A 26431-nucleotide genomic window follows, 5' to 3' on the forward strand; every position below is an offset into this window, starting at 1 on the left:
TTATTGAACGGAATAGTTAGGTGCTTCCCGCGTGATCTGCACATCATGCGGATGGCTCTCGCGTAAACCAGCACCGGTAATTTGAATGAACTGCGCATTATCTTGGAGTTCTTGAAGATTCGGTGCACCGACATAACCCATGCCGGATTCAATACCACCGAGCATTTGGAAAATCACATCGCCGAGACTGCCCTTGTAAGCCACGCGGCCTTCGATGCCTTCAGGAACCAGTTTGTTTGCTTCGTTAACCCCGCTCTGGAAATAACGATCACTAGAACCGTGGGCCTGCGCCATCGCGCCAAGTGAACCCATGCCGCGATAAGTCTTGAAGCGACGGCCTTGATAAATTTCGAACTGGCCAGGTGCCTCATCAGTGCCGGCCAAAAGGGAACCGAGCATAACGGCATTGCCGCCAGCTGCCAAAGCCTTTACGATATCACCGGAATACTTGATCCCACCGTCAGCGATAATTGTCTTGCCGCGCTTACGGGCAACACTGGCGGCATCATAGATGGCAGTCAGTTGTGGCACACCGACACCGGCAACGATCCGGGTTGTGCAGATTGAACCGGGGCCAATGCCAACTTTGACAACATCGACACCAGCATCATACAACGCTTCCGTTGCTTCAGCCGTGGCCACATTACCGGCAATCAGAGTTGCTAATGGGAACTGTTCCCGAATCTCTTTGATTTTCCGAATCACGCCAGCACTATGCCCATGGGCCGTGTCGATCACAATCGCATCGGCACCGGCATCAAGCAAAGCTTGCGCCCGATCAAAGGTGTCAGAGGTAACGCCAACCGCTGCTGCAACCAACAAACGGCCATGCGCATCTTTAGCAGCATGCGGGAATTCAACCACTTTTTCAATATCCTTGATCGTAATCAGCCCACTAAGGCGGCCTTCCTTATCGATCAACGGTAATTTTTCAATTTTACGAGACTGTAAAATAGCTTCGGCATCTTCGATTGAAGTGCCAGCCGGCGCGGTCACAAGCCCTTCCTTGGTCATAACCGTGTCAATCAGCACACTTTTATCATCAACATAACGCAGATCACGGTTGGTGATGATGCCGGTCAACTTGCGATCTGTGGTGTTATTAACAATCGGGACGCCGCTAATCCGATATTTTTTCATTAAATCTTCAGCATCACTAACCGGTTTATCGGCCGTCAGGAAGAATGGATCGACAATGACACCATTTTCACTGCGCTTCACCTTCAGCACTTCATCCGCTTGTGCTTCGATGCTCATGTTCTTATGGATCACGCCCAACCCGCCTTGGCGTGCCATTGCAATTGCCATAGCACTCTCGGTAACGGTATCCATCCCCGCCGAGATGATTGGGATATTCAGCTTCAAGTTGTCCGCCAGTTGTACAGACAGATCGACATCGTGAGGTAAAACATGACTTTCTGCAGGTATCAACAACACATCATCAAACGTAAAACCGCGCCGGGCAAACTTTGTATCCCAAAGACTCATAGCGTAATCCCTCTTTCAATTTTTAGTTGTTGACTAATGTACTACCGGAATTTAGGCACGTCAAACAAGTCTAACCATTTTTTTCGAAACGCCGGTATCATAGGCTTAAAAATGAAAGAAAGTCTCATAATCGTTCATATGGAACCGAACAAAATTTTATCAGCTATAGCTTTCTCAAAATAATGTTCGGCTTTTGTCGTGTGTTGTGACGCGTCATTTAATATCATTCGTTTTTTACCCGCTAAAACCTTCGCATGTAAAATGACAAGAACATTTGCCGTTTTCCCTCACTGGCAATACAAAAAAGCCGCCATTTTCGGCGACTGTTGGATTTTTTAAAAAGTAGATACCCGATGTTGAAATCGGACTATCAGCTTATCTCTGGAAAAAGCTTTTGAGGTGATACCGGTGCTGTAAGACCCAGTGAATCCCATAGGCAATGGCGCCAATAATGATATTGACGAACCACGGCATTGGGCGCGTGAACGGCGTGTCAAGCATCGCCAAGGCACTGCCAATGAACGTGATCGACACGACTAAGACAACACCGCCGCCCAAGACAAGCCAAGCACTGCGGCGTTTCTTTTTATCTTGCTGCATCCAGTCAGCATAATAAACGAAGAAGAGACCAGCCATTAGACTCAACATCACTAAGTAAACAAAACTGCTGCTGGCGGCGTTTTGCGACTTGGTATCGAAGTAGGCAAGTGCCCCATACATAACCGCTAAAATCGACATGAAGAACAGACTTTGGTCAATGACCATCAACCACATTGGCTTTTTAGGCTCAGGTTTTGGCGTATGCAGAATTTCGTCTGCCTTTACCGTAACCGGTCCGTAAAGCTGATTGGCTGGCTTGCCTTGTCGTTGCGCTGTGATGATCTCGGGCAACATCGTTTTGAGTAGTTCTTCTTCATCCGCCGCGTTCATACCGCCGTCTTTTAACTCACGGCGTAGTTTGAAAATATATTCATCATTTTTATTAGTGAGCCGTGCAATCAGCTCTGGCACAGTGGTCGCAGGCTTTTCCTGTTTCACATGTGCATTTTTAGCCGCCGTTGCTTGATCTGCTGACGACTCATCAGTGGCTGCCGACTGTACTTTTGATGCTGTTTGTTCAGTCGTAGCAGTATTTTTACCAGTTACTGCAGCATCGGTTGCCGTCTGTTTCGTCTCTGCTTCATGTTTCTCTGCCATTGGAAACTCCTATCTCCTAAGTCGTTATGCGTTAGACATTGAACCGGAATTCAATGATGTCCCCATCCTGCACTTCATATTCTTTGCCTTCGGATCGATAACGGCCTGCTTCTTTAACCGCCTGAACAGATCCGTACTTGTCTAAATCGGTGAAGGACATTGTCTCGGCGCGAATAAAACCGCGTTCGAAGTCGGAATGAATAATCCCAGCAACTTCTGGAGCCTTCATTCCCTGTCTAAATGTCCACGCACGGGTTTCTTTGCCACCGGCTGTGAAGAAGGTTGCCAATCCCAGCAAATGATAGCTAGCCTTGATCAGCTTATCCAACCCAGACTCGTCGACACCTTCTGCTGCCAAAAAGTCTGCCTTTTCATCGTCATCCAGTTCAGCAATTTCTTCTTCAGTTTTGGCAGAAATCGCAATCACTTCGGCACCTTCTTTGGCAGCCTCGGCCTTGATTTGCTTGACGTAATCAACCGAATCCGGATCAGCCATCGCTTCTTCAGCAATGTTAGCGACATACAAAACTGGCTTGCTGGTCAGCAAGAACAAGCCTTTGACAATCTTCAGCTCATCTTTATCAAAGTCGATGCTGCGAACCATCCCGCCATCTTCCAGTACGGGCTTAATCTTTTTGAGCACCTTGAATTCAGCCTGCGCTTCTTTGTCATTGGTTTGTGTTCGCGCCACTTTTTCAACTTTAGCATAGCGTTTATTGACAGCATCAAGATCAGCGATGGCCAATTCCATATTAATCGTCGCCATATCCTCTAACGGGTCGACTTTGCCAGTTACACTGGTGATGTTGTCATCATCGAACGCTCGGACAACATGAACAATCGCATCCACCTGACGAATGTTTTCAAGGAACTTGTTGCCGAGTCCTTCACCCTTAGAAGCACCTTTAACAATGCCGGCAATATCTGTGAATTCAAAAGTTGTATGAATAATCTTCTTGGCCGGAATCAATTCATCGATTCGTGCCAGACGTTTATCTGGCACTTCGACCATCCCGACATTCGGGTCGATTGTAGCGAATGGATAGTTCGCCATCTCGGCGCCTGCTTTAGTGATTGCGTTAAAAAGCGTGGACTTACCGACGTTTGGAAGTCCTACGATACCTGCTGTTAAAGCCATTTGGTTACTTCACACTTTCTATTTAGTCTGTCTACTCTACATGACCCAACACTTTTTTGAGTCGTTTTTCAAAATCGCGCCGGGACATCATCACAATATGACCGCATCCGGTACATTTGATCTTGATATCAGCACCTAAGCGGATAATTTCCCATTTGTTGGTACCGCAAGCATGCGGTTTCTTCATCTGAACGAGATCATGTAAATCATACATTTGTCCACCTCCAGCGTTGTTGTGCTTGTCGGACCGGATTAAACGCGTTCGCTGGCCCAGAAACCTGCGTGTAAGGACCTTGGACGCAATGGCCAAAAACCCGGCCATCACGTCCAAGGCCGCTTACACTCCGGTTTCTAAACGGGCTGCTCACGCTCTGCTAGTTAGTCAATATTGACGTCGAGCATGGCCAAGATCCGATTCAAATCTTTTTCGGAAGTGAAGTCAATCTCGATCTTGCCTTTGCCTTTGTTGCCTTCATTAATATTCACCTTGGTGCCAAAGCGTTCGCCAAGTTGGTTCTCAGTTGCCCGCACGTATGGCGACTTTGGCTTTTCTTTGGTTGCCGGGCGCGTGTTGCCAGCATTCATCTGATTAATGAGCCGTTCTAGCTGGCGCACAGTCAGGTTCTCATTGATTGTCTTCTTGGCCACACTCACCATTTTGGACTTATCTTTGAGACTTAACAGCGTCCGTGCCTGTCCCATTGACAGCTGATTGGCACTTAACATTTGTTTGACTTGCTGCGGCAGTGTCAAAAGGCGTAAGTAGTTCGCAATATAAGGTCGGCTTTTGCCAAGTCGTGCCGATACTTCTGCTTGCGTCAGATTCAGACGCTTGATCAAGGTGTCATAAGCCTGGGCTTCGTCTAGCGGCGTCAGATCTTCCCGCTGCAAGTTTTCCAGCACAGCGATTTCCATCATTTCGGGATCATTGAAGTCCCGAACAATGGATGGAATAGTCTCCTTGCCAGCCAATTTAGACGCACGGAAGCGACGTTCACCGGTAATAATCTCATAGCCTGAAACACTCTTGCGGACAATGATCGGTTGGAACACGCCGGTTTGTTTGATCGAACCAGCCAGTTCCTTCAAGCCTTCCTCATCAAACGTTTTACGCGGTTGGTAGGGATTTGGTCGGATGTCAATCAGCGGTAATTCTTCAACTGTATTATTGGCACTCAGATCTGGGCTCTCAAAATCTTTGAAAATCGCATCGATACCACGGCCTAAGCCTTTGTTATTCTTATTCGCCATGAGCAGCCAGCACCTCCTTGGCTAAAGCCTCGTAAACCTCTGATCCCCGGGACTTTGGATCAAAATCCACAATTGGCAGACCATAGCTTGGCGCCTCCGCCAATCGCGTAATCCGCGGAATCACCGTTGCATATACTTTATCGCCAAAATACTTGCGGACCTCGTCAATGACTTGTGCGCCGAGATTGGTCCGCGCATCATACATTGTCAACAACACCCCTTCGATCGCTAAGCTCGGATTAAAGTGTTTCTGAACCAACCGCACCGTGTTTAGTAACTGGCTTAAGCCCTCCAAAGCGTAATATTCGCTTTGGACCGGGATTAAAATCGAGTCGCTTGCTGTAAATGCATTGATCGACAATTGGCCAAGCGATGGCGGGCAATCAATCAAAATATAATCGTATTGATCCTCCACAGGATGCAATCCCAGCTTCAATCGCATTTCACGCGCCATTTGGCTGGTTAACTCGATCTCAGCGCCAGCCAGTTGAATGGTGGCTGGCACAATCGACATGTTCTTATGTTTCGTTGGCAGAATGGCTTCGGTAATCGGCTCTTCATTGACTAGCACATCATAAATATCCTTTTCAACTTGGGCCTTTTGAACGCCGACGCCACTAGTCGCATTGCCTTGTGCATCAGCGTCCACAATCAAAATCTTCTTGCCAAGGTTGGCCAAACAGGCGCCCAGATTGACCGTGGTGGTGGTTTTGCCAACGCCGCCTTTTTGGTTAGCGACTGCGATGATATGTGCCATGAGCTCCTCCTATCTCTTTTCTTTCGGAATCTCGATGATCATTCGGTAAGCGTCGTCAGTATCTTCTTCTTTTGCTGTGACCGTCATACCGGTTTCCCGGATCATTTTAACCGAACGTTTTAATGTGTTCCAAGCAATGCGCGTATCATGGCTCACCGCGGATCGTCGAACTTTAGGTTTCGGTTTTGGGGTTGGCTTCTTAGGCCGCAACATCTCATTGATAAGGGCGCTGGTTTCTTTAACGGTCAGATCGTCTGCAAAAATCTGGTGTAAGGCGGCAACCTGTTGCTTCTCGTCTAACTTCAGTAGTTCACGACCATGCCGTTCACTGATACGCGACTTCATTAAAGCTTCTTGAACTGGCTCGCTTAGTTTCAATAAACGGATTTTGTTGGCGACAAATGCCTGACTTTTACCGAGTTGCTCGGCCAAAGCGGCTTGTGTCAGGTGATTGAGTTTCATAAGTGCCACATAAGCTTGGCCTTCTTCAATCGCACTCAAGCCTTCGCGCTGCAAATTTTCAACTAGTGCCATGGATGCACTTTCGTCGTCGTCCATTTTCTGCACAATGGCTGGCGCTTTTTCCCAGCCCAGGGTTTGCATCGCGCGATATCGCCGCTCACCCGCGATGATTTCGTACTTTTCCGGTTTATATTCACGGACAATAATCGGCTGCAACAAGCCATGATCCTTGATCGTCGTTGCTAGCTCCCGAATCGATTCCGGCGTAAAGACTTTGCGCGGCTGGAATTGGTTAGGCACGATTGCGGTCATTGGCAGTTGTTGAACAACCGTTTCGTCGTCAGGCTTTTTATGGCCAAAAATGGATGATAATGGCACGCGTTATGCACCTCCCAAAGGTTGCTTATTCGGTATCCCCGGCTTGCGCGGATATTTGTTTGGTGTTGGTTTAACTTTGTCGATGACCAGCAAATGACGTGGATCGCCGGTTTCCGGCAACGTCAACGCAGCATCTTGGGCCAATTTGCCGCCAAGTAAGCCAATCGCTGACTTGGCCGCAATTAATTCTGCGGGTGTCGCCGCGGCTTTCATGGCCACAAAGCGACCTTGCGGCTTTACTAGTGGCAAACAGAGCTCAGCCAAGACATCCAATGCCGCAACCGCACGAGCCGTGACCAAATCAAAACTGGCACGGTGTGGCGATTTTTTGGCACCAAAAGCTTCGGCGCGGTCATGAAAGAGCTGAACATCTGTCAGCTCCAAACGCGCCGTTAATCGTTCTAGAAAGCCAATTCGCTTTTGTAAAGAATCCACGATGGTGATTTTGAGTTGCGGGAACGCAATTTTTAACGGAATTGATGGGAAACCTGCCCCAGCACCCACATCACAAACTGACATTACTTGTGTCTGAAGCTCAGGTAGCACCAACGCAAGCGTTAGTGAATCGTAGAAGTGTTTGAGGTAGACGTCCCCTTCAGCTGTAATGCCAGTCAGATTCATTTTTTCATTCTCACTGATCAGATACTGATAGTATGCCGCAAACTGATCCTGTTGGTGATCGTTTAAAACGATCCCGTGATCAGCCAAGGCTTGGACAAAAGCTGCTGGATCCATGCCTGCCTCCATTTTCGTAAACTTGATTTTGTGGAACAAACAGGGTTTCACGTACCCGTCAAGTGTAACGTAAAAGCGGTCTCTGCTCAACCGTCTTTATATGGAAAGAACAGGCGTTAAGCGCAAGTTTTTTGACACACCTATTATGCCCCTTACTGCTCAAATCAAGATTCGCTATCTGGGCTAGCTGCGGTCGCACTACTCACCTAATTACCCAACCACAAGATTTGTCTGAACGGTCCCTTGTCATCTTGCAAAAACGCGTTCACAGTTCGATAATGAAATGGTAACTAAACTCAGAGGCGAGAAAAATGGAATTAGACGGTAAAGAAATCAAAGAAAATGAACAACTGACCGATGCCCAGCTGGCCGATTTGCACAAACAGTATGAGGCTTTGTGGGATAAGTTAAAAAAAGACAACTACCGAACTGAACATCAATTCATGGAAGTTTTGTACGAGGAACCTGACAATAGTCAAAACTATGAAGCTGCCTTTTTCACTTATCAAATTCGTAAAGATACTGGCGATAATCAATTTGACCAGTTGACCATCACGTTAAACAACAAGCCAACCTTCCACGATCAGCCAGATGAATTTGTCTTCGAAATTAGTGACTACGCGGATATGGATGCTCTTCACAAGGCAATTGAGGAAAAAGCCCAGCCGTGGATTAAGGCTCACAAACGTTAATAACCAGACTAACTCGAAACACTTATCCTGTTTCGAGTTTTTTTAATTAAAATCGCACTATGCACTTTCTTTCCTCTCAGCCAACACTTGTGGTAAGCTGTTGCCAGTCAAACAAACGGAGGGACCCGGCTAATGGCGGATAAAATTAAAATCGCTTATCTTTATGAAGACCTCATGAACACATATGGCGACAGTGGCGATGTCAAAATTCTACGTTATTTATTAAATCAACAAGGTTACCAAGTCGATGTCGATAATGTCAGTCTTGGCGATCATTTTAATGCGGACGACTATGATTTTATCTTCTTCGGCGGTGGTCAGGACTATGAACAAACCGTGGTAGCCAAAGACCTATTGCGCCATGCCCAAACACTTGGCCGGTATATCGAAAATGGTAAACCGATGCTGGCAATCTGTGGCGGTTACCAGCTGCTTGGCGATTATTACAAAACTAGCGAAGGCTCAGTCATCAAAGGCCTTGGCATTTTGCCGCTGCACACAGTTTTCAAGCCAGACAGTCGCATGATCGGTGATACCAAGTACGAAACCGAGTTCGGGACAGTTACCGCATTTGAGAATCACAGTGGCCGGACTTATTTTGACGACAAGCAAAAGCTCAAACCGTTGGGCAAAATGATTGAAGGTTACGGGAATAACCCTGAAGACGGTGTCGAAGGTATGCGTTATAAAAATACCATTGGCAGCTACTCCCATGGTCCCATTTTGAAAAATCAAAATATTGCTAAGGCGATCGCCAATATGATTGTGAAAAATCACAAGGCACGGATGGGTCAGCCTGCATAATTAAAAGAGCATTGCCGCAGTATACGGGCAATGCTCTTTTTATACGAATTTCATATGGCTTTGGCGCCCAGTTAACCCTTTAGTGTTGCACTTGAGCACGAACCTGATCAGCATCGCCAGCAAATAAGAACAACGGTCCATCCGCCTGTGCTGGATAGCTATCTGATAGACTGCCGAGATCGACAACATCAAACCCAATTCGTTTGATCAATGTCGTGACCGTCTGCTTAGCGGCATTATCATCCCCGGCAATCGGAATGGCAATTCTTCCTGCTGGCTGACTTGGCTTGGCAAGACTACGAATTTTGGTCATCGCAATTGTATTGAATGCCTTGACCACTTTTTTCGTGCCAAAATGTTTAGCAACGAGTTCTGATGACGTGACTTGATGTGCTGCCAGTGCTGGCTGGTCGCCATCGCGGCTAGGATAATAGTTAGTCGCATCAATAATAATCGTCTTCGGATCCACGCTTGTCGGCAATTCCGGCAACGCATTAAATGGCACGGCCAGCACGACAATGTCTTGTTTAGCCGCGTCAGCAACGGTCCCAGCTTCGACCGTCGAGCGCATCTCTGCAATAACCGGTGCCAATGATGCCACGCCATGCCGATGTGAAATAATCACCTGTTCACCAACATGACTAAACAGTTGGCCTAATGCCCGGCCGACATTACCTGATCCAATAATACCGATAGTCATCTAATCACCCTCTCTATTGAGATCACACCTTCATTATACCGCCTTGCTTCTTTAAATACCGGCCAGCAAGCATTCTAGCCCACTCAAAAAGCCGCACACCCGTCATGCGGTCTGCGGCAGTTCAAATAAAAAATGATCCACAACTATCTAGTGATTCTTGCCTTCAATCGTTTCGATATCGCCTTTGCCGTCACGGGCGACGATGGCCTTGATAGCGGCAGTGATGCCTAAAACATCATCATCCAATGACAACGCTGGTGTTTCCGGACGAGTGACAACCTGTTCCGGCAAAAATGGAATATGCATGAAGCCGGCCTTAATATCGGGAAACATCTTATCCCGCATATACTGTACCTGATAAAAAATGTGGTTGCAGACGTAAGTGCCTGCTGTGTTGGAGACTGCTGCCGGAACACCAGCTTCCCGAATGGCTTTGGCCATGGCCTTAATCGGTAACTGGGTAAAGTAGGCATTCTCGCCATCGCCATGAATCGTGTGATTAAGTGGCTGATACCCGGCATTATCTTGAATCCGACCGTCATCCAAGTTAATCGCAACTCGCTCCGGCGTGAGTTCAAACCGGCCACCAGCCTGACCTATGCTCAACACATAGTCAGGCTTTTCTTTGGCAATAGCATCTTTAACGACATCGGCTGAAACATTAAACTTTGTCGGAATTTCCAATTTAACGATTTGTGCCCCGGCAATTTCATCCGGCAAACGTTTCACGGCTTCAATCGCAGGATTAATTTTATCGTCGCCAAAGGGATCAAATCCGGTAACAAGAATTTTCATGAGAAGATTTCCTTTCTAAAATGCCAAGAAGTACATGAGGCCGATTTGAATGATCAACAATAGTATCGCAATTGGCGCCTGCTGTTTGATAACACCAAGTGGATCCTTCATTTCGAGCAACGCGACTGGCAAACTATTGAAGTTCGCCGCCATTGGCGTGAGCAAGGTCCCACAGTAGCCAGAGGTCATGCCAATAGCCGCCACAATCGCCGGATTAGCGCCTTGCGCAATGACAAAAGGAATGCCAACGGCTGCTGTAATCACGGCAAACGCAGCAAAGGCATTCCCCATAATAATCGTAAAGAGCGCCATCGCCACACAGTATAGAATCACGCCGCCAAGATGACTTCCAGTTGGGAATAAGCCGGCAATCAATTTCGCCGTGAGTGATCCGACCCCAGCAGCAGTAAAAACTGCCCCTAAGGTTGCTAGTAATTGCGGCAAAATGCCAGCAGCACCAACTGACCGAACCATCCGCTGGGTATCATTATAAACCATTTTGCCTGGCGCCTTCGTCATGATGATAGCCACAATTAACGAAACCGCCGCACCAATGCCAATGCCGACCTGACCACCGAGTTTAGTAAACTGGGCGACACCGATGGAAACGACTGCAAGTACCACGCTTGGGACGAATACCCAACCGCCAAGCCGTTTGGCCGCTGTTGCCGCGTGTGCGCCGTCAACGGGCTTAATTTTGCCTATCTGAATCTGCTTGAACAACGCCAAAATACCGATAATAACAACTAGAACACCAACGACCATCGCGGGCATCAAGGTCCCAAAGGCAAAAATCACTGCCATGATCTCCCAAAACAAACCGGTTCCGATACGTGCCGGATTATCTTTTGCGCGAAACGCCTCAATACCAGCAATCGCCATCACGACGCCAATCAGAGCATAAAGGATCAATAAAAGGGTATTGACCATGATCATTTGCCTCCCTTATGCGACTGCTGTTCAAATTGGCGATCAAACCAGCGATTGTAGATAGCCACAATGACCAACGTGATCAATGCCACTGGAATGGATGCTAAAACGACCTGCATCGGCTCAACTGGATGATTGAGGCTCTTCATCGTGCTCGCGATCAACAAGACACCCGCTGTTGCAACAAACAGGTTCTGCGCAAAGAAATTGCCAAAGTTGTCAGTCGCCGCAGAACGCGCCTTAATAAGGTCGATATCTTTATCTGTTAGCTTACGTTTGGTTTCAGCCGCCGCCGTTACCATCGGCGTGATCAACGGTCGTACGAACTGCACTTGACCAGATAACGAGATACCAAAGACACCACCTAACTCGCGAATCACAAGATAAATATTCAAAATACGACTGGGTGTCAATTTCTTTAGCTTCTGAATGCCATTGACGGCAACTTCCTTGAGACCGTGGCTTTCCACTAACCCAATCATCGGCAGGGTCAGAAAAAATAACGACACCATGCGATTATCGACAAAGCTCTGCCCAAGTGTGGTCAGCAAAGCCGGGATGCTCATGCCCGAAAAAACTGCTGTCACAACTGCTGCCAAAACCACTACCGCTGTCGTGTCCCACTTCAATGCAAACCCGACAACGATAATGACAATGCCAAGTAATTTTAAGTATTCCATGTAGGATCCCCCTTTGTTCTATGAAAGCAGTTTACGTGTTGTTGTTGACAGCGTCAATTCGTTAAGGGGGATTATCAATCGTGCAAACTATAAAAATAACTTGTGCGTCACTAGTTTCCTAACCGAGCTGCCTCACGCTCATTTTAACGCGCTCGCCACCCCAGAAACCTGCGTGTAAGAACCTTGGTCGCAATGGTCAAAACCCGACCATCACACCCAAGGTCACTTACACTCCGGTTTCTAACCGGGCTGCCTCACGCTCACAAAAAAAGCCAGTTCAACGACTGAACTGGCAATTTATATCACGATTATGCTGGCTGAAGATCCTTTTCTTTGTCAGCATCTTTGTTCTTAGCCTCGTTACGAGCAATTTCGTCTTTGGTGAGCATATCCTTAACGGTCATCTTCACCTCAGTGACATTAAGTCCGGTCATTTGGCGGACATTCTTGACGATTGCCATCGTAACTTTGTTGAAAATTTCCGGTGCATTTTCACCATATCGAACGGTGGCATCAAGTGACACAGAAACATTCTGATCATCGCTCAGGTCTACATCCACACCTTTAGTCGGATCTTCATCTTTGCGGAAAAGATCGGTCATATTTGCCATCATGCCGCCTTCAAGCGAGTATACGCCTTCGACTTCATTGCAAGTGATGCCCACAATTTTTGCAATGACAGCGTCATCGAATTTCAATTCCTTATTGATGCCAGCGTTTTTCGTGTTGTCCATGTTTATCTCTCCTTTGTCTTATGAAGGTTCAACATCATTTTTTTTGCCACTCGCGTTTAGTCAGTACATCTTTGACATGTAGATTGAGTTCAACTAGCTGTAGGCCCGTCATCCGGGTAATCTGAGCACTGATTTTTTCGCAGAGTTGTTTAAAAATAGCTTGCGCATCACTGTCAAATGCCAGAAACACATCCATATCAATTGCTACTTGTTTCTCGCCAACTTCAGCTGAGATGCCTTTGGTGATATTCTCGCCGCTAGAAAAGGTTTCGGTCAGATTGTCCATCATCGTTCCGTCCATTCCTAGCAAGCCATCAATCTCTCGAGCACAAAGCGCAGCGATTTTTTCAATCACTTTGTCTTCAAACGTCAATCGACTATTGGCCATCAATGTTTCTCGTGTAACAGCTGGTGATGCTGCTACTGGCGGTGTTGCAACTGCGTCCATCCGTTCACCTACTTTCCTTTACTGAAAGCATCTTTGCCGGCGGTCAACCAACTGGTAAATGCATGCCAATTGGGTACTAGGTAACGCTCAATCAGCCAGCCTGCTGCGCCGAAGATCAAGACCAGCAGCATACCCATAAACCCGAATCGCATCCAGGCGAAGGCAAGCACGATCCCGATCACAGCACCGATCATTCCTCGCTGCATTGTCATCTCTCCTTCTAGCTGGGCACGTCGTCAAAGGCATCAACATCTTTGGAAAGTGTCCGCTTTGAATGCCATTTGCTTGTTGTCCCAGTGTTGTCATCGTTAAATCACACGGGCCGTTTTCGCTTTGACCTTTGTGGCTGGCAAGAGATGCACCCGCACATGCTTCACAGGAATACCGAGACAGGCCTGCAGCTTCTGGCGAGCAGTTTCTTCGATTTGCTTGGCCTCTGCCTTCAGATCCTTGCTATTACCGGAAAAAGCTTCAATCCGCATTCGTGCGACTTGCTTCTTGCGAATGCTAACAGCTACCGCCACCGATTTGGCAAAATGTTGCGCAACAACCGCTTTGGCCACGGTGTTTTCGATCGCACTTTTATCAAGCGTCAGATCACCATCTTCACCAGCTAGAATCAGCGACTGAGCGGTTGACCGCCTGAAAATGGCGACCAATAGCATGATGAGGAAAACCAAAGCGACAAGCCCAGTCAGGCCTATCATGGTTGGCCGCAGCCAAACGACTTGTTGCAGATAAAATCGCGTAAACTCACGGCTTGGCCAAAGCAATAACCCGAAACCAACACTTTGCAATAAACCGCCAACGGCAATGATGCCAAGCATGATTTTTGTGATGGGTCTCATGATCATCGGCCTCCTATGCCTTGCGCCGTGTGGTTCCCAGCAACAGGGAAACAAGGAAGACGACGATGATGGCCCCTATAATGGCTGGGATCAAGGCCATTCCGGCTAATGAAGGCCCCCAGTCACCAAGGAGTGCCGTGCCGAGCCATGCACCGACTAAGCCGCCGATAATGTTACCAAGCCAGCCGAGTGGCATATCGCGCCCAACGATCAGCTGTCCAATACAACCAATCACCGCACCGATGATCAGTGTCCAAATAAAATGCATCATGGTTCTCACCCTTTCTTTTGGTTGACTTTCTTCTGACTATCCTAAGCTTAACGAAACGAGGTTATTCGAAGCAATAAATATGCTAATGATAACAATTAGTATTTTACTAGGTATACAAAAAATGCCTATAACCATGCATATTTGCAAAGTTATAGGCATATAAATTGTTTAATTAAAAATCATGGCATCATGAGCTGCTCGTTTTCCGCGTTAAAGTCCGGGAATCAGCCCATCAACCTTCAATCAAATCGCCAGCATTAGGACCGGCATCCAGTTTATAGATACGATCAACATTAATCAAAACGGCACTGATGGCTGCTGGCAGATGATGTGCCTTCGCGAATGCCTGAGCATCTTCAAAGATCTTGTCATCATGATGGAATTCAACGGTCCCTTCAAAACGAAAACCCTTGAGTGCCTTGTAATCAACCGTCGCAACCGCAGCCTTCTTAGAATACTGCAAATTATGCCATGCCTGCTTACCTGTCTCTTCGTTGTAAATCAGGTGATGATCATCGAAGACACGCATCGTGCCTTTGGGACCCACTTGTGGATTACCATTTTCATCGGCAGTAGCCAAATAGTTCAATTGTGCGCCGATCATGTCTTTCATATCTTGTGTCAAAGTTGCCATAAATGATCAATCTCCTTTTACTTACTTTTTGTTAACAGAAAGAGTGTAACACAATCAGCCACGATTCGTCATATTTTTATATCAGAGCGTTCGCAGGCGCGCTTAGAAACCTGAGTGTAAGCGGCCTCGGGCGTGATGGCCGGGTTTGGGTCATTGCGTCCGAGGTCCTTACACTCCGGTTTCTGCGCCTGCGAACGCGTTTCAGTCAAGAGCGTGATGGCCGGTTTTTGGCCATTGCGATCAAGATCCTTACACGTATGTTTCTGGGCTGGTGAACGGGAGCGTGTATATCTAGAAATATGGTTTTAGGCAACGGTTTAACCATGATTGGATTTCTAAGAAGACAAAACTTCCGATGTGATTTCTTTCTTTTTGTCTAACCTGTACTACACTTAAGTTAGGCTCTTAAAAGTATCAGTTCGGGAACTTGTAACGCAATCCGCCATGATGATGCTAACCGCACACCCATAGTGATTGTGCAGACGTTAAGACTGATCAACAAGGTTAAGGGGGAAAATGATCCATGGCAAAAGTTTATATTTCTGCAGCATTGCCGAAATCGGCGAATGCTGCCTTGCAAAAAGCTGGCGTGGATTTTGAAGCATATACCGGCAGTGGTTTAATCACCGAAAGCGACTTACAAACACACTTGGCTCATACTGAGGTGTTGATCACCGCCTTGTCCACACCAGTAACGGCGGCAACCTTGGCAAAGGCCCCACATCTGAAACTGATCGCTAATTATGGTGCCGGTTTCAACAACATTGATGTCACTGCAGCCAAGGCCCAGGGTGTGCTTGTAACCAATACGCCAAAAGTATCGACCACTTCGACTGCCGAAGTCACGGTGGCCTTAATTCTGGCGGTCTTACACCGGGTCACGGAAGGCGATCGGCTAATGCGCGGCGCTGGTTTTGCCGGCTGGGCACCCACCTTTTTCCTTGGTCACGAACTGGCTGGCAAAACCGTTGGGATTATCGGGATGGGCCAAATCGGTCAGGCCGTTGCCAAACGCGTGCATGCTTTTGACGCAAAAATTCTGTATACCCAGCGCCACCAACTGACATCGGCCACAGAGCAAACACTAGGCGCAACCTTCACCGATCAGGCCACCTTGTTACGTGAAAGCGACATCGTGACCTTACATTTGCCGCTAGTACCAGCTACGCATCATTTGCTGGACGCGCAGGCAATGGCCACTATGAAGCCGACTGCCTACCTGATCAATGCAGCTCGCGGCCCGTTAATTGATGAAACCGCCTTGCTTCAGCAATTGCAGGCTCACAAGTTAGCAGGCGCCGCGTTAGATGTCTATGAGGCTGAACCGCATGTCAGTTCAGGTCTCAAGGCGCTTGATAATGTGGTCCTGACGCCACACATCGGAAACGCCACCGTCGAAGCGCGGGATGCCATGGCCAAAATCGTGACTGACAATACACTAGCCATTCTAGCTGGTAAGCAGCCTGAGTACATCGTCAATGCCTAATCAGTGCTGGAGTTGACTAACCATAAAAAAGGCGCCTGTCGTCACACAATGCATGTGGTAACAGGCGTCTTTTTGGATGAAATACCATTTCATTTAATCAAGGCTTACGCGAGTTCCGCGGTTGCCAAATGCTTGCGACTAACAAAGCTAACACAATGCCAAGTGTTAAACCAAGACCGCCAACCAAAAAAGGATTGGCGATCTGATTTTGAGTCATGACAAGATCAAGAACGCCAATTAAGCCCACGGCAATGAGCACCAAGACAATACGGTACCACGCCGTTTTCGTCATAGATGAGCCAGAATCGTATATTTGCCAACTGCTTTATAGTCACCTTTAGCCTTTGAATCAGGCGTTCCGGCAGCTTCGTAAAAAACGGAATACTTGCCGTCTTTATCTTTAGCGACAACCAAGCCTTCATCGACAACATGTTCGGCTTTGTAAATTTGGGCACTGCGTCGAGCCGCGGCGAAATCAAAATCATTGGCGACTGCATCGCCGGGGTTGAAGAAAACAATTTCTTCGCTCATGAAGATCCCCTCGCTTTCTGGCTTCATTATACCACGTCAACATCGTCTCACTTATCAGCTTGAAGCGCCTCAGCCTTGGCTATCAAGCTTTTGGTAAATGCTGCAAACTGGGGCATCTCCTCTTGCTTGACATTTAAGGCAATTTTCACAGGGTCAGCTCCTTGAACCGCCCCACTTGCCGCCAACACGGCTTCAAACAACTCTGGCGCGGTATTGTAATCTTTACCATAATACGGATCGCCTGTGCCAAGCACGCCAAATACCAACGGCTTAGCGGAAAAATCAAGTTTGCTGAGATCCTCGTAAAAGTCTTCGGTTTCTTCCGGAATAACGCCACCAGTCCATGTATAAGTGGCCAAAACCAATACATCGTAATCCTTGATCGTCGTTGGGTCGGTTTGAATCATTTCACCAAGGGTCACGTCCCAACCATAATGTTCAAAGAACTGCTGCTCGATCCGTGCCATTCCTTTGGCATTGCCTGTAATCGATGCATATAAAATGATTGCCTTCATCGTCCTCACCTCATTACCTTCAGTATACTGATAACATCAGGGTTGTAAAAGCTTTCAAAAAAAGCATGGACACGAAAAGTTGTTTTTTCATGCACACGCTTAAAAAATTCAGCTTTCACAGCGGGCAAGTTCCATGAATGCTCACGACGTTGCCACTACAAAAACGTTCAACTGGCAGTTTCAACAGTACCTTCACCTTGCAAGATGAAATGAACGGCATCTGCCAACTCATTTTCCTTAAAAAACCGAATTTCCTGATGACCCGAAAAATCATCAATTTCGATAATCGGTTCAAAACCATTAAATCGTCGTAACTCTTGACGCAGCCAAGCATCCCAGACTTGTGTGGCTAAGCCTTGCTGCTGACCCAAATTACGCCGAATGATGATATTCTTATTGTCCCAAATTCGAACTCGCAATTGCCGATCATTTTGATCAGCTGCCAAGTCCTGTAGATAAGCATAGTGTTCCATAAGCTCACCTTACCTTTCAACAAAAGACAGCAAGCTAACAGTGTCTTTGCGTCAAGCAAACGACGAAGCATCATCGCCTAGGTGTCTATGCTAAACTAGAGGCAATGATCCAAAAAACTTGATACAACCAATGCGCTAATGGCGCTAGGGGGCAATATGACGAATTCCGAAACTAAACAATATTCATGGCCTAAATTCCGGCGCTCACTGCGCTTTGGGCGACCATCTGCCATCATTCATTTTATCTACTTGCTAGCAATTGCCCCATATGTGTTTTGGGCCATTTACTTCATCGGGTTAACTGCACTGCTGCTGGTATCAAAACCAAGTATGTTGCTCGCTTTGCTAAGTTATATTGGCAAGCTATTATTACTTGATCCCATCTTGCAAACCTGGCAGTTACTGACATCTTTGAACTTCGCCGAAACCGGTTGGATGCTACTGATTGTTATCAGTTATTGGTGTGTCATCGCAGGCATTGTCATGCATATTGTCCACCGCATTCGCAAACGGCAGCTTTTCCATCAACTCATATCAGGACAGGCACAGATTATCACAAAAGCAGATCAGACCTTCGTCATGGACAAGCACCAGCATCATTACCCACTGCTTAAGCATCCCGTGCGATGGTGGCAGGCCAGTCCGGATCGGCGGTGGTACTAATGGTTGATCTGGTTAATAGCGGATCAAGAACAACATGGTGTTAACCTTTGGTACAACTTCATTATACAAACATACGTTCGTAAATGCAATAGCTTTGTTTACTGTCGCTTTGCAATTGGCCATTAGAAGTTTGTTTTACCGCTTTAATCAAGCAACTCAGTCTGACAACGTTACGATTGAATGTCATACGTGCGCAGACTGGTAAAAATCGTTATACTGTTAGTAAAGGCTCACGAGGAGGAATCGTTTTGGCTGAAAAAGATCAAATCAGTGCATTTTCACGGGAGATTATTGACTTCCAGCGCAAAAATCATCTAACAGACACAGAGATGGCGCTAAACAGCCACGTATCAGTTGAACATATCCACAATATTAAATCCATGCGTGAGATGCCGGATTCTTCCGTCGTCGCCACACTGAAGGATTACATGGAACATAAGCCAAGCGGCAAATAATGATGCCACTGAAAAGCGCCGATGCAAACTCATTAAAGTTTGCATCGGCGCTTTTCGTTTGCCGGCTCAGAATAGCTAACTCATGAGCTACCGATTACCCAAGTAGCCAATCGTCATCGCACCCAGCAAGATAATCAAAACAATCGTCGTAATCCATACATATAACCGATCGTGTTCAACTGCAAAAGCGTAAATCGAAACGACCACTCGCAACACCGGTGTCAGGATCAGCAAGAAGATGCCCGTCATCAAAACCGCATACGGCTTCAGTGCCAGCGTGCCAGATAAAATATCACCAACACGTGTTGGATGAACGCCGGTCGCGTATCCCGTTGAGCCAGTGACTAACAATAAAAGCAGGCCAAGAATAATCACCAAGGCCGACAAAACGACCCCAATTTGCATGACCTTACCGATCATGATTTCAACGTCATCAATTTCAGTTTTGAGTTTTTTGTCCATCAGATGTTCACCCCGAATCCTTTAAGCGCCATCTGAATACCCATGTAGCCAATAACAGGAATAAAAATCAGACGTAAGACTTTTGTTGGCAGCATCGGCATGATGCGTGAGCCAACGGTTGCCCCAATCAAAATACCGATAGCGAGCGGTGCCGCGATTTGCGGCTGCAATTGTCCGCCAAAATAGTACACTGTCGCACTTGCTGCTGCCGTAACCCCCATCATCAGATTACTCGTGGCACTTGATGGCTTTAGCGGCATATGCATGATCGTATCCATGGCAATCACTTTAAAAGCACCGCTGCCAATGCCTAACAACCCAGAGGCAATGCCAGCCCCGAACATCATAGCAAATCCGCCTGGCACATTTGTCACAGTATAATTGATTTCTTTACCAGTCGCCTTGTCAAAATACGCGCTATTCAATCGCAGTTTAGTCGCAATCTCATCTGGTTTTGACTGGCGCTCTTCAGGCTCCTTCATCCGCATTTTACGAATCATGTTGAATGCAGAAAAAATCAGCAAGGCGCCGAACAAGACGTATAAGACTTTGCCGTCCACAAGACCAGTGACAACGGCACCAATAACTGCGCCAACGGTGGTCGCAATTTCTAGAAACATCGCAACGCGCAAGTTTAGCATCTCATCTTTTAAGTAAGCAATGGTGGCGCCTGAGCTGGTAGCGATAACCGATACAATACTAGCACCGATGGCATATTGAATTGGCAACCCCATCAACATCGTCAAAATCGGTGTAATAATCATCCCACCGCCGATGCCAAGCACGGCACCGAGAATACCGCCAAGTAAACCGGTGACCATTAACATTATCATTTGTTCCATTTATCTAGCCTCGTTTTCCAGCATTTTAGGATGGCAACGAAAACATCGCCATCAATTTGTTTTATTTTCTAAGGTTAGCCCACGTGGTAACAAGGTTTCAAGCCCTCAATATCATTCCCGTTGCTTACCAACTGCCGCCAAATCCACCACCGCCACTGCTGCCACCGCCAAATCCACTACCGAAATTGTCAGAACCGCCGCTGCTACCGCTGCTGGCACTCGACCCAAAGTCGGATACAACCCAAAGTGGCAAGTCGTATTGACTTAAATCCTGATTTTTTTCTGGATGCCGAATATGGAACAAGATAACGCTAAACGTGGCAGCCAACATTTCAGCTGAAAAACGATCTGTTTCTTTAACATTTTCAAGAAATTTCGACCAAGTTGTCACCGCAGCTTGACCAGCAACATTCTTTTGTTGGCCTAACCACTGGGCATAACTGGCTTCATAAGGTCTGCCTTTTGCAAAACGATCAGCTAATGCGGGGGTTAATAACGCTGCTAATGCTGAAACAGATGGGGCCGCCACCACATCTTGATCGGCTAATTGCCGCAGTGGTTTGCTTGTTTGGTAGTAGTACCAATAAGGATATGGTGCGGTCAACCGCAGCACGCGCGTCCACGACTCGAAACCACGACGAGCCAAATTGGCCAGACCGATTTCGCGTAGCTTGGCATGTGACCAAGCGAATTTGAATAGTGGTAAGGAAGCTGTCTGTCGGCGTACCGGAATGCCTGCTGCCATCACAGCCGCATACAACGGCATCGCCTCCAACGCAACGGTATCACGCATAGCATCACGCAATCGGGCAGCCATCGCCATGTGGACTACGAAGAAGAGTACCAGCAAGACCATCAAAATCAAAGCAGCAATCAAGATTGCCTGCTGAATAGCAGCATCACGTGCCCGTTTAGCGGTTATTTGGGCAGGCGTCGCGATGGCACTTTGGTTTGCTGTCACGCGTTGACCAATATGATCAAGAAACAGTGCGATTGCCTCATCGTAGTTCTGCGCCTTCAGCTGTGTTTTCACGTTCGAAGTAACAATCTCGTCTGCGCTCCCGTCTGGCACGACGTCTTCTAACCCATAGCCGACCTCTAGCCAATACTTACGGTCTTCGCGGGAAAGCACAAGAAGCAAGCCATTGTCCCAGCCTTTTTTGCCAATACCCAATTTAGCAAACTGATCATTGGCATAGTCTTCGATTTCGTCATCATCAAGCGACTTGACCGTGATAACTGCAAGTTGAGGATGACCCTTTACCTTGGCAAACGTCTCATTATTCAAACGATTGACCGCCGCCTGGCTCTTAGCTCCCATCATGTCACCGTCATCGCGATACCATGTTCCCGAAGCCGCTTGAACCGACTGTTGCGTTGCTGCCCCAATACCAAGTAGCAAGACAAGCGGGATGAGCCACCAAAGATATTTGTGCATGTGAACCTCCTTTGACGCGTTTTGACGCATTCATCGAATCGAGTCGCGCTGTCAAAATTTGCAATTGTTGCTCTCATGATACCATGAGCCTTCGACCAGCTTACACGCCATCTGGCAAAAATAACCATGCAGCAAAAACGACCTTCTCACTTTCGAGAAGGTCGTTTGGCTAACTTTGACTGAATTTAATCCTTGACGGGATCAATTTCCACAAACGTATCATTTGGTACCCGTAAAATCGAGAAACGGTCAGCAATGTTGCCAACATGCATACCTAAACCGTTTAAAAAGCCTGGCTTGTAACGAGCAGTGACCGTTGCCACGTAGGCTTGATCGGCCGTCTGATCCAATTTTTTCAGGTCTTTTTTCGACCATGGATAGCCTGCCGCCCGCGGGGTCAACGGTTGTGTACCGGCACTAACTTCAGCATTGTGACTTGTATTTTCGTATTTAGCGCCGTTAGTCCAGTAAGTGTAGTACAAGGTTGGATTCTTACCATTCCCTGTTTGGACACGAACATAAAAGGAATGATCCTCGCCAGTTTGTAAAATGAGATGTTCTGCGCTGTGGCTAATAGCTACCGCACGACTATCACGATAATCAATAGGCCGTAACCAGCTCACCCAAACCATGCCAATCGCGGCAATCGCAAAAACAAGCACTTCTGCAATGTCAATTAACACCACCGAGCCACGAACTTGCTTTCCGGATTTAACAATTGCTTTAATGTGCCGTTGCCGAATGTGCCAGACGATGAAAATCAAATAGGCGATGAGTATCACCCATGCCAACAGTCCGATAAGATTCCACGAATTCATAATTTTCCCCCTACGCCGTCGTATTATCTGCTTGCGTCACAGCCAATTGCCCTAACAGATTCAAATAATGCCACGGTTTATCATAATTCGGATTGAACAGCATGTCGACATAAGCCAGCTGATCAATCGTGTTACGATTTTGGATCATCACAGAAATGAGATTAGCTGCATTTACAATATCATATTGACTATAAAACTGGGCACCCAGAATCCGGCGATCATCAGTATCATAGACGAGCACCATCGTAATTTTGACGGTGTCCGGCATGAATGGCGGTCGAAAATCATCCGTCATCGTGACACTGGCAGCCGACAGGTGGTTGCGCTTGGCGTGAGCAAGCGTCAAACCCGTCACACCTAAGTTATGATCGTACAACTTCAGCGCGCTGGTGGCTTGCGTCCCCATATATTTAATCGTTGGTTTAAACAAGTTAGCGCCAACCATCATCCCTTGGCGCACAGCATTGGTGGCCAAAGGCGCATAAGCGTCCTTACCAGTGGGATTGAAATGGACGGCGACCGCATCACCAGCGGCGAAAATATCCGAATTGCTGGTCTGCATATAATCATTCACGTGAATGGACCCATCAGGATTCATATCAACTTGGCCGATCAGCAACTCGGTCATCGGCCGGAACCCGACACAAACCACCGCCAAATCTGCCTGTATTTCGCCTTTATCTGTTTGAATAAAAACATGCTGCTCGTCACTATCAAAATGCTTGGCAACTGTGTTGGGTTTCAACTCAACCCCACGTGTTGTCAGGGCCTCACTGATTTCATGACTAAGTGGTAAGTCAACATAATGACTAAGTAAAGGCGAAACACCATTAATTAACGTTACCTGTTTATGGTTGCGGCTATAGGCTTCCGCCAGTTCGACACCAATATACCCGCCACCAACAATCGCAATATGCTCAGCATCCTTGGCACTTTCTTTGATTCGCCGAGCATCATCGTAGTTTTTACACATCAGCACCCGCGGAATACTGACACCTGAAATCGGCGGAACAACAGGATAACTGCCTGTCGCCATGACTAATTTATCATATTGATAATGTTGTTGGTTGCCCGTTTTAAGATTTTCGGCCAAAATCCGATGATCAGCGGCATCAATGCTTAAAACATCATGTTTGAGATGAACGTGAACATGCGGCCCCAGCGCCTCTAAAGAAGCTGGCGTAGCATAAAACATATCTTCCAATCGGCCAACGGTACCTTCAAGGTATAACGCGATGCCGCAAGAAAGAAAGGAGATGTCTTCCCGCCGTTCAAAGACATCCACTTCTGTCTCTGGGTGCTTCATCAACAGTTCGCGCACTGCCGCAGTTCCTGCATGCGTACAGCCCACAACGACAACTTTCATCAGCATCTGCCTTCCTTTCAAGATTGTCAATAATGACATTATGACACGAAAATGGCTAAACCTAAAGCATGTCGCTAACCGCTTTCTGGCGCTTACAAGTATAATGAAATCGTTGCTTCACAAATATTCAACTCATAAAGGAGCGCTGCACATGCACATCACCCTCATCGGCGCCGGCCCTCGCGGCTTATTAATTTTAGAACGGCTACTCAGCTGGCAGCAAAATCGCTTTCCAAAACGCCAACTCACCATCGTTCTGACCGATCCTTATCCAATTGGCGGACGCGTTTGGAAAATCGATCAAGATCCGAACCTTATCATGAATACAGCAGCGTCACAGATCACCTTATTCACTGATCAAACGGTCACCAATGTTGGTCCATTCTTGACCGGACCTGATCTGAGCACATGGGCACTCACAACTGCATCTGGTTACCTTGATGCTCACCCTGAGTTCAATAACCGCGCGATCCTACTGCGGCAGGCAGCAGCACTGGGACCCAACAACTACGCTTCACGGGCACTTTATGGTGTCTACCAGCATTGGTTCTTTGACATGCTTGTAGCCCGCGCTGGTAACAATAGCATCACGTTTAAGCAGCAAACCGTTGTCAGTTTAGCTAAAAACGCCGCTAATTTCACAATTACCACCGATCAAGAAAGCTGGCACACAGACCAAGTTGTCATGGCGCTAGGCAACCTCAAGAATTCCTTGACGCGCGATCAAAAAGCATTGGACGATTACGCCCACGCTCACGATTTGTTTTATCTTGCCCCAGGTTTCCCTGAAGAAGGTGACCTTAGCACCATCGAACCGCAGGCACCTGTGATCATTCGCGGACTTGGCTTAAGCTTCTTTGATTTAATGAGCAGGTTAACTGAAGGCCGCGGCGGCCGCTTCCAGAAAACAGCAGACGGCTTGCTGGCCTATCATCCTAGTGGTCGAGAACCGCACATTTTTACTGGTTCTCGACGTGGTTTTCCTTACCGGGCAAAAGGTCGCAACCAAAAAGGACCCGGTGAAGAATGGGAGCCACAGTTTTTGACGACTGAACAGATCAATACTTGGCAAGCACATGGCGAAGTGAGCGGTCAAACCTTCTGGGAAGCATTGCAACACGAAGTTGAACTAGTTTATTATCGGCTCCTGCTAGTGCAACGCTACCCCGATCTAGACGTGACTGCCTTTGAACATGACTTCGTCGCCAATCCTGTTACGACGCTAGGCACATTGCCAATTGCCGCCAAAGATCGACTTGATTGGGATGCCTTGGCTGATCCAACCAAGTGGCATCCAAGCGGTCAGCCTTATCAGGACTTTATGCGGCATTATCTGCGTCGAGATGCACGCGAAGCCATGCGTGGCACCAAAACTGGACCATTAACTAGCGCACTAGAAGTTTTGCGTGATATGCGCGACCCGATTCGCCAGCTCGTCGAACGCGGTTTGTTGAGTCAAGATCAGTACCTCGATTTCTTCTTGCGCTGGTTCAACTCGCTGAATGACTTTCTCTCCATTGGGCCGCCTGCCTTGCGAATTGATCAATTGCAAGCTTTGCTGGGCGCTGGGATCGTCACCATTTTGCCACCGGGGATGCAAATTAAAGGCATCAATGGTCAATTTTTATTGAAAACGCCAAGTGATCCCAGCTTTTCGGTTCAGGCCAAGAGCTTACTCGAAGCGCGTGTGCCGGCTGTCAATGCGCCAACTGCGCAAAACGCATTAATTCAGCAACTCTTGCATGACGGCTATGCGCACACATATGAGCTGCAGTTGAACGCTGACAAGCGATTCCAATCCGGCGCCATCGCCGTTGATCGCCAAACCCAACAACTGCTTGACGCCAACGAACACCCTCAACCTGGTCTCTTCTTCTGGGGCGTCCCTACTGAAGGCGTACATTGGCTCACCACTGCCAGCCCCCGGCCACTGGTCAATGATACTAGTTTGAAAACGGCAGAACAGATTGTGCAGACAATTTGGGAAGTGTGAAGTTGTATGTTGCATTAAAGCATCTAAGATTAATCTCTTGCCGTGCCAAACTCCGCGATCTCCGGCCAGCTGGGGCTGGCGACGCGTAGCTAGAGCGGAGACGGCGCTTCGAGCCCGCAAAGCCCGCGGTCTCGAAGTCGCCTAACAACATCAGCGCCAAGACCGGTCGCTGTGTTGTTTGCACGGCTGAGCCCCATCTGGCCTACGATTGCTCCGCCTTGGCACTACGGTCTTTAAAATCGCAATAAATAATCCATGAGCAGACAAAAGCGAACAAATTTCCTTTAAGTGGAAAATTGTTCGCTTTTATTTTGCCGACTAAGAATTATGTCCCAAACTCTTTATTTGCCGGTTGTAAATGATGTTCCACTTCTCCACTTCTATTGCGGAAAAGCTCTCTATCTTGGTAAAAACACTCACTGGACCCTCTATTTTCCCAATTCGATG

The 26431-nt window shown here is 47.4% G+C and carries 33 protein-coding genes; 6 read left to right on the forward strand and 27 right to left on the reverse strand.

Annotation, left to right across the window (positions count from 1 at the left end; genetic code table 11):
• From guaB to rsmG, 8 genes are all read right to left on the reverse strand, one after another.
• On the reverse strand, nucleotides 1-1488 hold the full coding sequence (gene guaB, locus ACWPAB_RS07605; protein WP_003562953.1) for an IMP dehydrogenase: 1488 nt from the start codon (nucleotides 1486-1488) through the stop codon (nucleotides 1-3).
• Nucleotides 1489-1863: 375 nt separating this feature from the next.
• The gene (locus ACWPAB_RS07610; RefSeq protein ID WP_003577398.1) at nucleotides 1864-2685 is read right to left on the reverse strand and encodes a DUF1129 domain-containing protein; all 822 of its coding nucleotides are present in this window, start codon (nucleotides 2683-2685) and stop codon (nucleotides 1864-1866) included.
• 31 nt (nucleotides 2686-2716) lie between these two features.
• A complete protein-coding gene (ychF, locus tag ACWPAB_RS07615; RefSeq protein WP_003562949.1) occupies nucleotides 2717-3823 on the reverse strand; it encodes a redox-regulated ATPase YchF in 1107 nt (368 codons plus the stop codon).
• 31 nt (nucleotides 3824-3854) lie between these two features.
• Nucleotides 3855-4037, reverse strand: coding sequence for a DUF951 domain-containing protein (locus ACWPAB_RS07620; RefSeq protein WP_003562948.1), 183 nt, complete (start codon nucleotides 4035-4037; stop codon nucleotides 3855-3857).
• A gap of 164 nt (nucleotides 4038-4201) precedes the next feature.
• Nucleotides 4202-5074: a ParB/RepB/Spo0J family partition protein gene (locus ACWPAB_RS07625; protein ID WP_003562946.1), complete on the reverse strand. Its 873-nt coding sequence runs from the start codon at nucleotides 5072-5074 to the stop codon at nucleotides 4202-4204.
• Nucleotides 5064-5831: a ParA family protein gene (locus ACWPAB_RS07630; RefSeq protein WP_003562943.1), complete on the reverse strand. Its 768-nt coding sequence runs from the start codon at nucleotides 5829-5831 to the stop codon at nucleotides 5064-5066. The genes ACWPAB_RS07625 and ACWPAB_RS07630 overlap by 11 nt, the downstream gene beginning before the upstream one ends.
• Nucleotides 5832-5840: 9 nt before the next feature.
• Nucleotides 5841-6671 (reverse strand): nucleoid occlusion protein, encoded by an 831-nt coding sequence (noc, locus tag ACWPAB_RS07635; RefSeq protein WP_003562941.1) that lies wholly within the window; start codon nucleotides 6669-6671, stop codon nucleotides 5841-5843.
• 3 nt (nucleotides 6672-6674) lie between these two features.
• On the reverse strand, nucleotides 6675-7406 hold the full coding sequence (rsmG, locus tag ACWPAB_RS07640) for a 16S rRNA (guanine(527)-N(7))-methyltransferase RsmG (protein ID WP_003577395.1): 732 nt from the start codon (nucleotides 7404-7406) through the stop codon (nucleotides 6675-6677).
• A gap of 311 nt (nucleotides 7407-7717) precedes the next feature.
• On the opposite strand from rsmG, the gene ACWPAB_RS07645 reads away from it, so the two are divergent.
• Both ACWPAB_RS07645 and ACWPAB_RS07650 read left to right on the forward strand, forming a co-directional pair.
• Nucleotides 7718-8098, forward strand: a complete 381-nt coding sequence (locus ACWPAB_RS07645; protein ID WP_003562937.1) for a hypothetical protein — start codon at nucleotides 7718-7720, stop codon at nucleotides 8096-8098.
• Nucleotides 8099-8230: 132 nt separating this feature from the next.
• Nucleotides 8231-8902 (forward strand): glutamine amidotransferase, encoded by a 672-nt coding sequence (locus tag ACWPAB_RS07650; RefSeq protein WP_003573114.1) that lies wholly within the window; start codon nucleotides 8231-8233, stop codon nucleotides 8900-8902.
• A gap of 79 nt (nucleotides 8903-8981) precedes the next feature.
• Here ACWPAB_RS07650 and ACWPAB_RS07655 read toward each other — a convergent pair whose 3' ends face one another.
• From ACWPAB_RS07655 to ACWPAB_RS07700, 10 genes are all read right to left on the reverse strand, one after another.
• Nucleotides 8982-9602 (reverse strand): NADPH-dependent F420 reductase, encoded by a 621-nt coding sequence (locus ACWPAB_RS07655; protein WP_003562932.1) that lies wholly within the window; start codon nucleotides 9600-9602, stop codon nucleotides 8982-8984.
• Between the two features lie 147 nt (nucleotides 9603-9749).
• Nucleotides 9750-10397, reverse strand: a complete 648-nt coding sequence (gene pcp / locus ACWPAB_RS07660; protein WP_003573111.1) for a pyroglutamyl-peptidase I — start codon at nucleotides 10395-10397, stop codon at nucleotides 9750-9752.
• 15 nt (nucleotides 10398-10412) lie between these two features.
• Complete coding sequence (locus tag ACWPAB_RS07665; protein WP_003577393.1) at nucleotides 10413-11327, reverse strand: DUF979 domain-containing protein; 915 nt, start codon at nucleotides 11325-11327, stop codon at nucleotides 10413-10415.
• A 2-nt stretch (nucleotides 11328-11329) separates the two neighbouring features.
• Nucleotides 11330-12007 (reverse strand): DUF969 domain-containing protein, encoded by a 678-nt coding sequence (locus ACWPAB_RS07670; RefSeq protein ID WP_003577392.1) that lies wholly within the window; start codon nucleotides 12005-12007, stop codon nucleotides 11330-11332.
• A 308-nt stretch (nucleotides 12008-12315) separates the two neighbouring features.
• The gene (locus ACWPAB_RS07675) at nucleotides 12316-12741 is read right to left on the reverse strand and encodes an Asp23/Gls24 family envelope stress response protein (protein ID WP_003562920.1); all 426 of its coding nucleotides are present in this window, start codon (nucleotides 12739-12741) and stop codon (nucleotides 12316-12318) included.
• 34 nt (nucleotides 12742-12775) lie between these two features.
• The gene (locus tag ACWPAB_RS07680; protein WP_003562918.1) at nucleotides 12776-13189 is read right to left on the reverse strand and encodes an Asp23/Gls24 family envelope stress response protein; all 414 of its coding nucleotides are present in this window, start codon (nucleotides 13187-13189) and stop codon (nucleotides 12776-12778) included.
• 8 nt (nucleotides 13190-13197) lie between these two features.
• Nucleotides 13198-13395, reverse strand: coding sequence for a hypothetical protein (locus tag ACWPAB_RS07685; protein ID WP_003562916.1), 198 nt, complete (start codon nucleotides 13393-13395; stop codon nucleotides 13198-13200).
• 102 nt (nucleotides 13396-13497) lie between these two features.
• Nucleotides 13498-14037 carry an alkaline shock response membrane anchor protein AmaP gene (gene amaP / locus ACWPAB_RS07690; protein ID WP_003562913.1) on the reverse strand — a complete coding sequence of 180 codons (540 nt, stop codon included), beginning with the start codon at nucleotides 14035-14037 and terminating at the stop codon, nucleotides 13498-13500.
• Between the two features lie 13 nt (nucleotides 14038-14050).
• The gene (locus ACWPAB_RS07695; protein ID WP_003562911.1) at nucleotides 14051-14308 is read right to left on the reverse strand and encodes a GlsB/YeaQ/YmgE family stress response membrane protein; all 258 of its coding nucleotides are present in this window, start codon (nucleotides 14306-14308) and stop codon (nucleotides 14051-14053) included.
• A 232-nt stretch (nucleotides 14309-14540) separates the two neighbouring features.
• Complete coding sequence (locus ACWPAB_RS07700; RefSeq protein ID WP_003562908.1) at nucleotides 14541-14942, reverse strand: pyridoxamine 5'-phosphate oxidase family protein; 402 nt, start codon at nucleotides 14940-14942, stop codon at nucleotides 14541-14543.
• Nucleotides 14943-15465: 523 nt separating this feature from the next.
• Here ACWPAB_RS07700 and ACWPAB_RS07705 point away from each other — a divergent pair.
• On the forward strand, nucleotides 15466-16428 hold the full coding sequence (locus tag ACWPAB_RS07705) for a 2-hydroxyacid dehydrogenase family protein (protein ID WP_003562906.1): 963 nt from the start codon (nucleotides 15466-15468) through the stop codon (nucleotides 16426-16428).
• Nucleotides 16429-16525: 97 nt separating this feature from the next.
• Here ACWPAB_RS07705 and ACWPAB_RS07710 read toward each other — a convergent pair whose 3' ends face one another.
• From ACWPAB_RS07710 to ACWPAB_RS07725, 4 genes are all read right to left on the reverse strand, one after another.
• A complete protein-coding gene (locus ACWPAB_RS07710) occupies nucleotides 16526-16720 on the reverse strand; it encodes a hypothetical protein (RefSeq protein ID WP_003562904.1) in 195 nt (64 codons plus the stop codon).
• Nucleotides 16717-16959: a hypothetical protein gene (locus tag ACWPAB_RS07715; RefSeq protein WP_003562902.1), complete on the reverse strand. Its 243-nt coding sequence runs from the start codon at nucleotides 16957-16959 to the stop codon at nucleotides 16717-16719. The genes ACWPAB_RS07710 and ACWPAB_RS07715 overlap by 4 nt, the downstream gene beginning before the upstream one ends.
• Nucleotides 16960-17006: 47 nt before the next feature.
• On the reverse strand, nucleotides 17007-17474 hold the full coding sequence (locus ACWPAB_RS07720; protein ID WP_003577391.1) for a flavodoxin domain-containing protein: 468 nt from the start codon (nucleotides 17472-17474) through the stop codon (nucleotides 17007-17009).
• Nucleotides 17475-17641: 167 nt separating this feature from the next.
• Entirely contained in the window at nucleotides 17642-17947 is a 306-nt protein-coding gene (locus ACWPAB_RS07725; protein WP_003562898.1) for a hypothetical protein, read from the reverse strand.
• A 156-nt stretch (nucleotides 17948-18103) separates the two neighbouring features.
• Between ACWPAB_RS07725 and ACWPAB_RS07730 the strand changes: the two genes are divergently transcribed.
• Together ACWPAB_RS07730 and ACWPAB_RS07735 are read left to right on the forward strand one after the other, a co-directional pair.
• Nucleotides 18104-18610, forward strand: coding sequence for a hypothetical protein (locus tag ACWPAB_RS07730; RefSeq protein WP_003573098.1), 507 nt, complete (start codon nucleotides 18104-18106; stop codon nucleotides 18608-18610).
• Between the two features lie 248 nt (nucleotides 18611-18858).
• Entirely contained in the window at nucleotides 18859-19065 is a 207-nt protein-coding gene (locus ACWPAB_RS07735; protein ID WP_003562894.1) for an LBP_cg2779 family protein, read from the forward strand.
• 87 nt (nucleotides 19066-19152) lie between these two features.
• Here the strand turns inward: ACWPAB_RS07735 and ACWPAB_RS07740 are convergent, their stop codons facing one another.
• From ACWPAB_RS07740 to ACWPAB_RS07760, 5 genes are all read right to left on the reverse strand, one after another.
• Nucleotides 19153-19527, reverse strand: a complete 375-nt coding sequence (locus tag ACWPAB_RS07740) for a DUF1634 domain-containing protein (RefSeq protein ID WP_003562878.1) — start codon at nucleotides 19525-19527, stop codon at nucleotides 19153-19155.
• Nucleotides 19527-20369, reverse strand: a complete 843-nt coding sequence (locus ACWPAB_RS07745; RefSeq protein ID WP_016381757.1) for a sulfite exporter TauE/SafE family protein — start codon at nucleotides 20367-20369, stop codon at nucleotides 19527-19529. Before ACWPAB_RS07745 ends, ACWPAB_RS07740 begins: the two co-directional genes overlap by 1 nt.
• Nucleotides 20370-20493: 124 nt before the next feature.
• Nucleotides 20494-21807 carry a TPM domain-containing protein gene (locus ACWPAB_RS07750; RefSeq protein WP_003562873.1) on the reverse strand — a complete coding sequence of 438 codons (1314 nt, stop codon included), beginning with the start codon at nucleotides 21805-21807 and terminating at the stop codon, nucleotides 20494-20496.
• 185 nt (nucleotides 21808-21992) lie between these two features.
• Nucleotides 21993-22625, reverse strand: coding sequence for an LVIS_2131 family protein (locus ACWPAB_RS07755; RefSeq protein WP_003562871.1), 633 nt, complete (start codon nucleotides 22623-22625; stop codon nucleotides 21993-21995).
• Nucleotides 22626-22635: 10 nt separating this feature from the next.
• Nucleotides 22636-23997, reverse strand: coding sequence for an FAD-dependent oxidoreductase (locus ACWPAB_RS07760; protein WP_003562867.1), 1362 nt, complete (start codon nucleotides 23995-23997; stop codon nucleotides 22636-22638).
• Between the two features lie 145 nt (nucleotides 23998-24142).
• Here ACWPAB_RS07760 and ACWPAB_RS07765 point away from each other — a divergent pair, with 145 nt between their 5' ends.
• Nucleotides 24143-25984 carry an FAD/NAD(P)-binding protein gene (locus ACWPAB_RS07765; protein WP_003577390.1) on the forward strand — a complete coding sequence of 614 codons (1842 nt, stop codon included), beginning with the start codon at nucleotides 24143-24145 and terminating at the stop codon, nucleotides 25982-25984.
• Nucleotides 25985-26431: the final 447 nt, after the last annotated feature.

It is taken from the genome of Lacticaseibacillus sp. 30, assembly GCF_053819265.1.

Coding starts and splice junctions, on each gene's coding strand:
- ACWPAB_RS07715 (WP_003562902.1), bottom strand. CDS start 16,959: ATGAGCGAAGAAATTGTTTTCTTCAACCCCGGCGATGCAGTCGCCAAT.
- rsmG (WP_003577395.1), bottom strand. CDS start 7,406: ATGGATCCAGCAGCTTTTGTCCAAGCCTTGGCTGATCACGGGATCGTT.
- ACWPAB_RS07755 (WP_003562871.1), bottom strand. CDS start 22,625: ATGAATTCGTGGAATCTTATCGGACTGTTGGCATGGGTGATACTCATC.
- ACWPAB_RS07720 (WP_003577391.1), bottom strand. CDS start 17,474: ATGAAGGCAATCATTTTATATGCATCGATTACAGGCAATGCCAAAGGA.
- ACWPAB_RS07675 (WP_003562920.1), bottom strand. CDS start 12,741: ATGGACAACACGAAAAACGCTGGCATCAATAAGGAATTGAAATTCGAT.
- ACWPAB_RS07725 (WP_003562898.1), bottom strand. CDS start 17,947: ATGGAACACTATGCTTATCTACAGGACTTGGCAGCTGATCAAAATGAT.
- ACWPAB_RS07680 (WP_003562918.1), bottom strand. CDS start 13,189: ATGGACGCAGTTGCAACACCGCCAGTAGCAGCATCACCAGCTGTTACA.
- ACWPAB_RS07760 (WP_003562867.1), bottom strand. CDS start 23,997: ATGCTGATGAAAGTTGTCGTTGTGGGCTGTACGCATGCAGGAACTGCG.
- ACWPAB_RS07670 (WP_003577392.1), bottom strand. CDS start 12,007: ATGGAATACTTAAAATTACTTGGCATTGTCATTATCGTTGTCGGGTTT.
- ACWPAB_RS07645 (WP_003562937.1), top strand. CDS start 7,718: ATGGAATTAGACGGTAAAGAAATCAAAGAAAATGAACAACTGACCGAT.
- ACWPAB_RS07710 (WP_003562904.1), bottom strand. CDS start 16,720: ATGACGAAAACGGCGTGGTACCGTATTGTCTTGGTGCTCATTGCCGTG.
- ACWPAB_RS07730 (WP_003573098.1), top strand. CDS start 18,104: ATGACGAATTCCGAAACTAAACAATATTCATGGCCTAAATTCCGGCGC.
- ACWPAB_RS07610 (WP_003577398.1), bottom strand. CDS start 2,685: ATGGCAGAGAAACATGAAGCAGAGACGAAACAGACGGCAACCGATGCT.
- ACWPAB_RS07685 (WP_003562916.1), bottom strand. CDS start 13,395: ATGCAGCGAGGAATGATCGGTGCTGTGATCGGGATCGTGCTTGCCTTC.
- ACWPAB_RS07620 (WP_003562948.1), bottom strand. CDS start 4,037: ATGTATGATTTACATGATCTCGTTCAGATGAAGAAACCGCATGCTTGC.
- ACWPAB_RS07765 (WP_003577390.1), top strand. CDS start 24,143: ATGCACATCACCCTCATCGGCGCCGGCCCTCGCGGCTTATTAATTTTA.
- ACWPAB_RS07625 (WP_003562946.1), bottom strand. CDS start 5,074: ATGGCGAATAAGAATAACAAAGGCTTAGGCCGTGGTATCGATGCGATT.
- ychF (WP_003562949.1), bottom strand. CDS start 3,823: ATGGCTTTAACAGCAGGTATCGTAGGACTTCCAAACGTCGGTAAGTCC.
- ACWPAB_RS07700 (WP_003562908.1), bottom strand. CDS start 14,942: ATGGCAACTTTGACACAAGATATGAAAGACATGATCGGCGCACAATTG.
- ACWPAB_RS07630 (WP_003562943.1), bottom strand. CDS start 5,831: ATGGCACATATCATCGCAGTCGCTAACCAAAAAGGCGGCGTTGGCAAA.
- ACWPAB_RS07750 (WP_003562873.1), bottom strand. CDS start 21,807: ATGCACAAATATCTTTGGTGGCTCATCCCGCTTGTCTTGCTACTTGGT.
- ACWPAB_RS07665 (WP_003577393.1), bottom strand. CDS start 11,327: ATGGTCAATACCCTTTTATTGATCCTTTATGCTCTGATTGGCGTCGTG.
- pcp (WP_003573111.1), bottom strand. CDS start 10,397: ATGAAAATTCTTGTTACCGGATTTGATCCCTTTGGCGACGATAAAATT.
- ACWPAB_RS07740 (WP_003562878.1), bottom strand. CDS start 19,527: ATGGACAAAAAACTCAAAACTGAAATTGATGACGTTGAAATCATGATC.
- ACWPAB_RS07650 (WP_003573114.1), top strand. CDS start 8,231: ATGGCGGATAAAATTAAAATCGCTTATCTTTATGAAGACCTCATGAAC.
- ACWPAB_RS07705 (WP_003562906.1), top strand. CDS start 15,466: ATGGCAAAAGTTTATATTTCTGCAGCATTGCCGAAATCGGCGAATGCT.
- guaB (WP_003562953.1), bottom strand. CDS start 1,488: ATGAGTCTTTGGGATACAAAGTTTGCCCGGCGCGGTTTTACGTTTGAT.
- ACWPAB_RS07745 (WP_016381757.1), bottom strand. CDS start 20,369: ATGGAACAAATGATAATGTTAATGGTCACCGGTTTACTTGGCGGTATT.
- ACWPAB_RS07695 (WP_003562911.1), bottom strand. CDS start 14,308: ATGATGCATTTTATTTGGACACTGATCATCGGTGCGGTGATTGGTTGT.
- amaP (WP_003562913.1), bottom strand. CDS start 14,037: ATGAGACCCATCACAAAAATCATGCTTGGCATCATTGCCGTTGGCGGT.
- ACWPAB_RS07655 (WP_003562932.1), bottom strand. CDS start 9,602: ATGACTATCGGTATTATTGGATCAGGTAATGTCGGCCGGGCATTAGGC.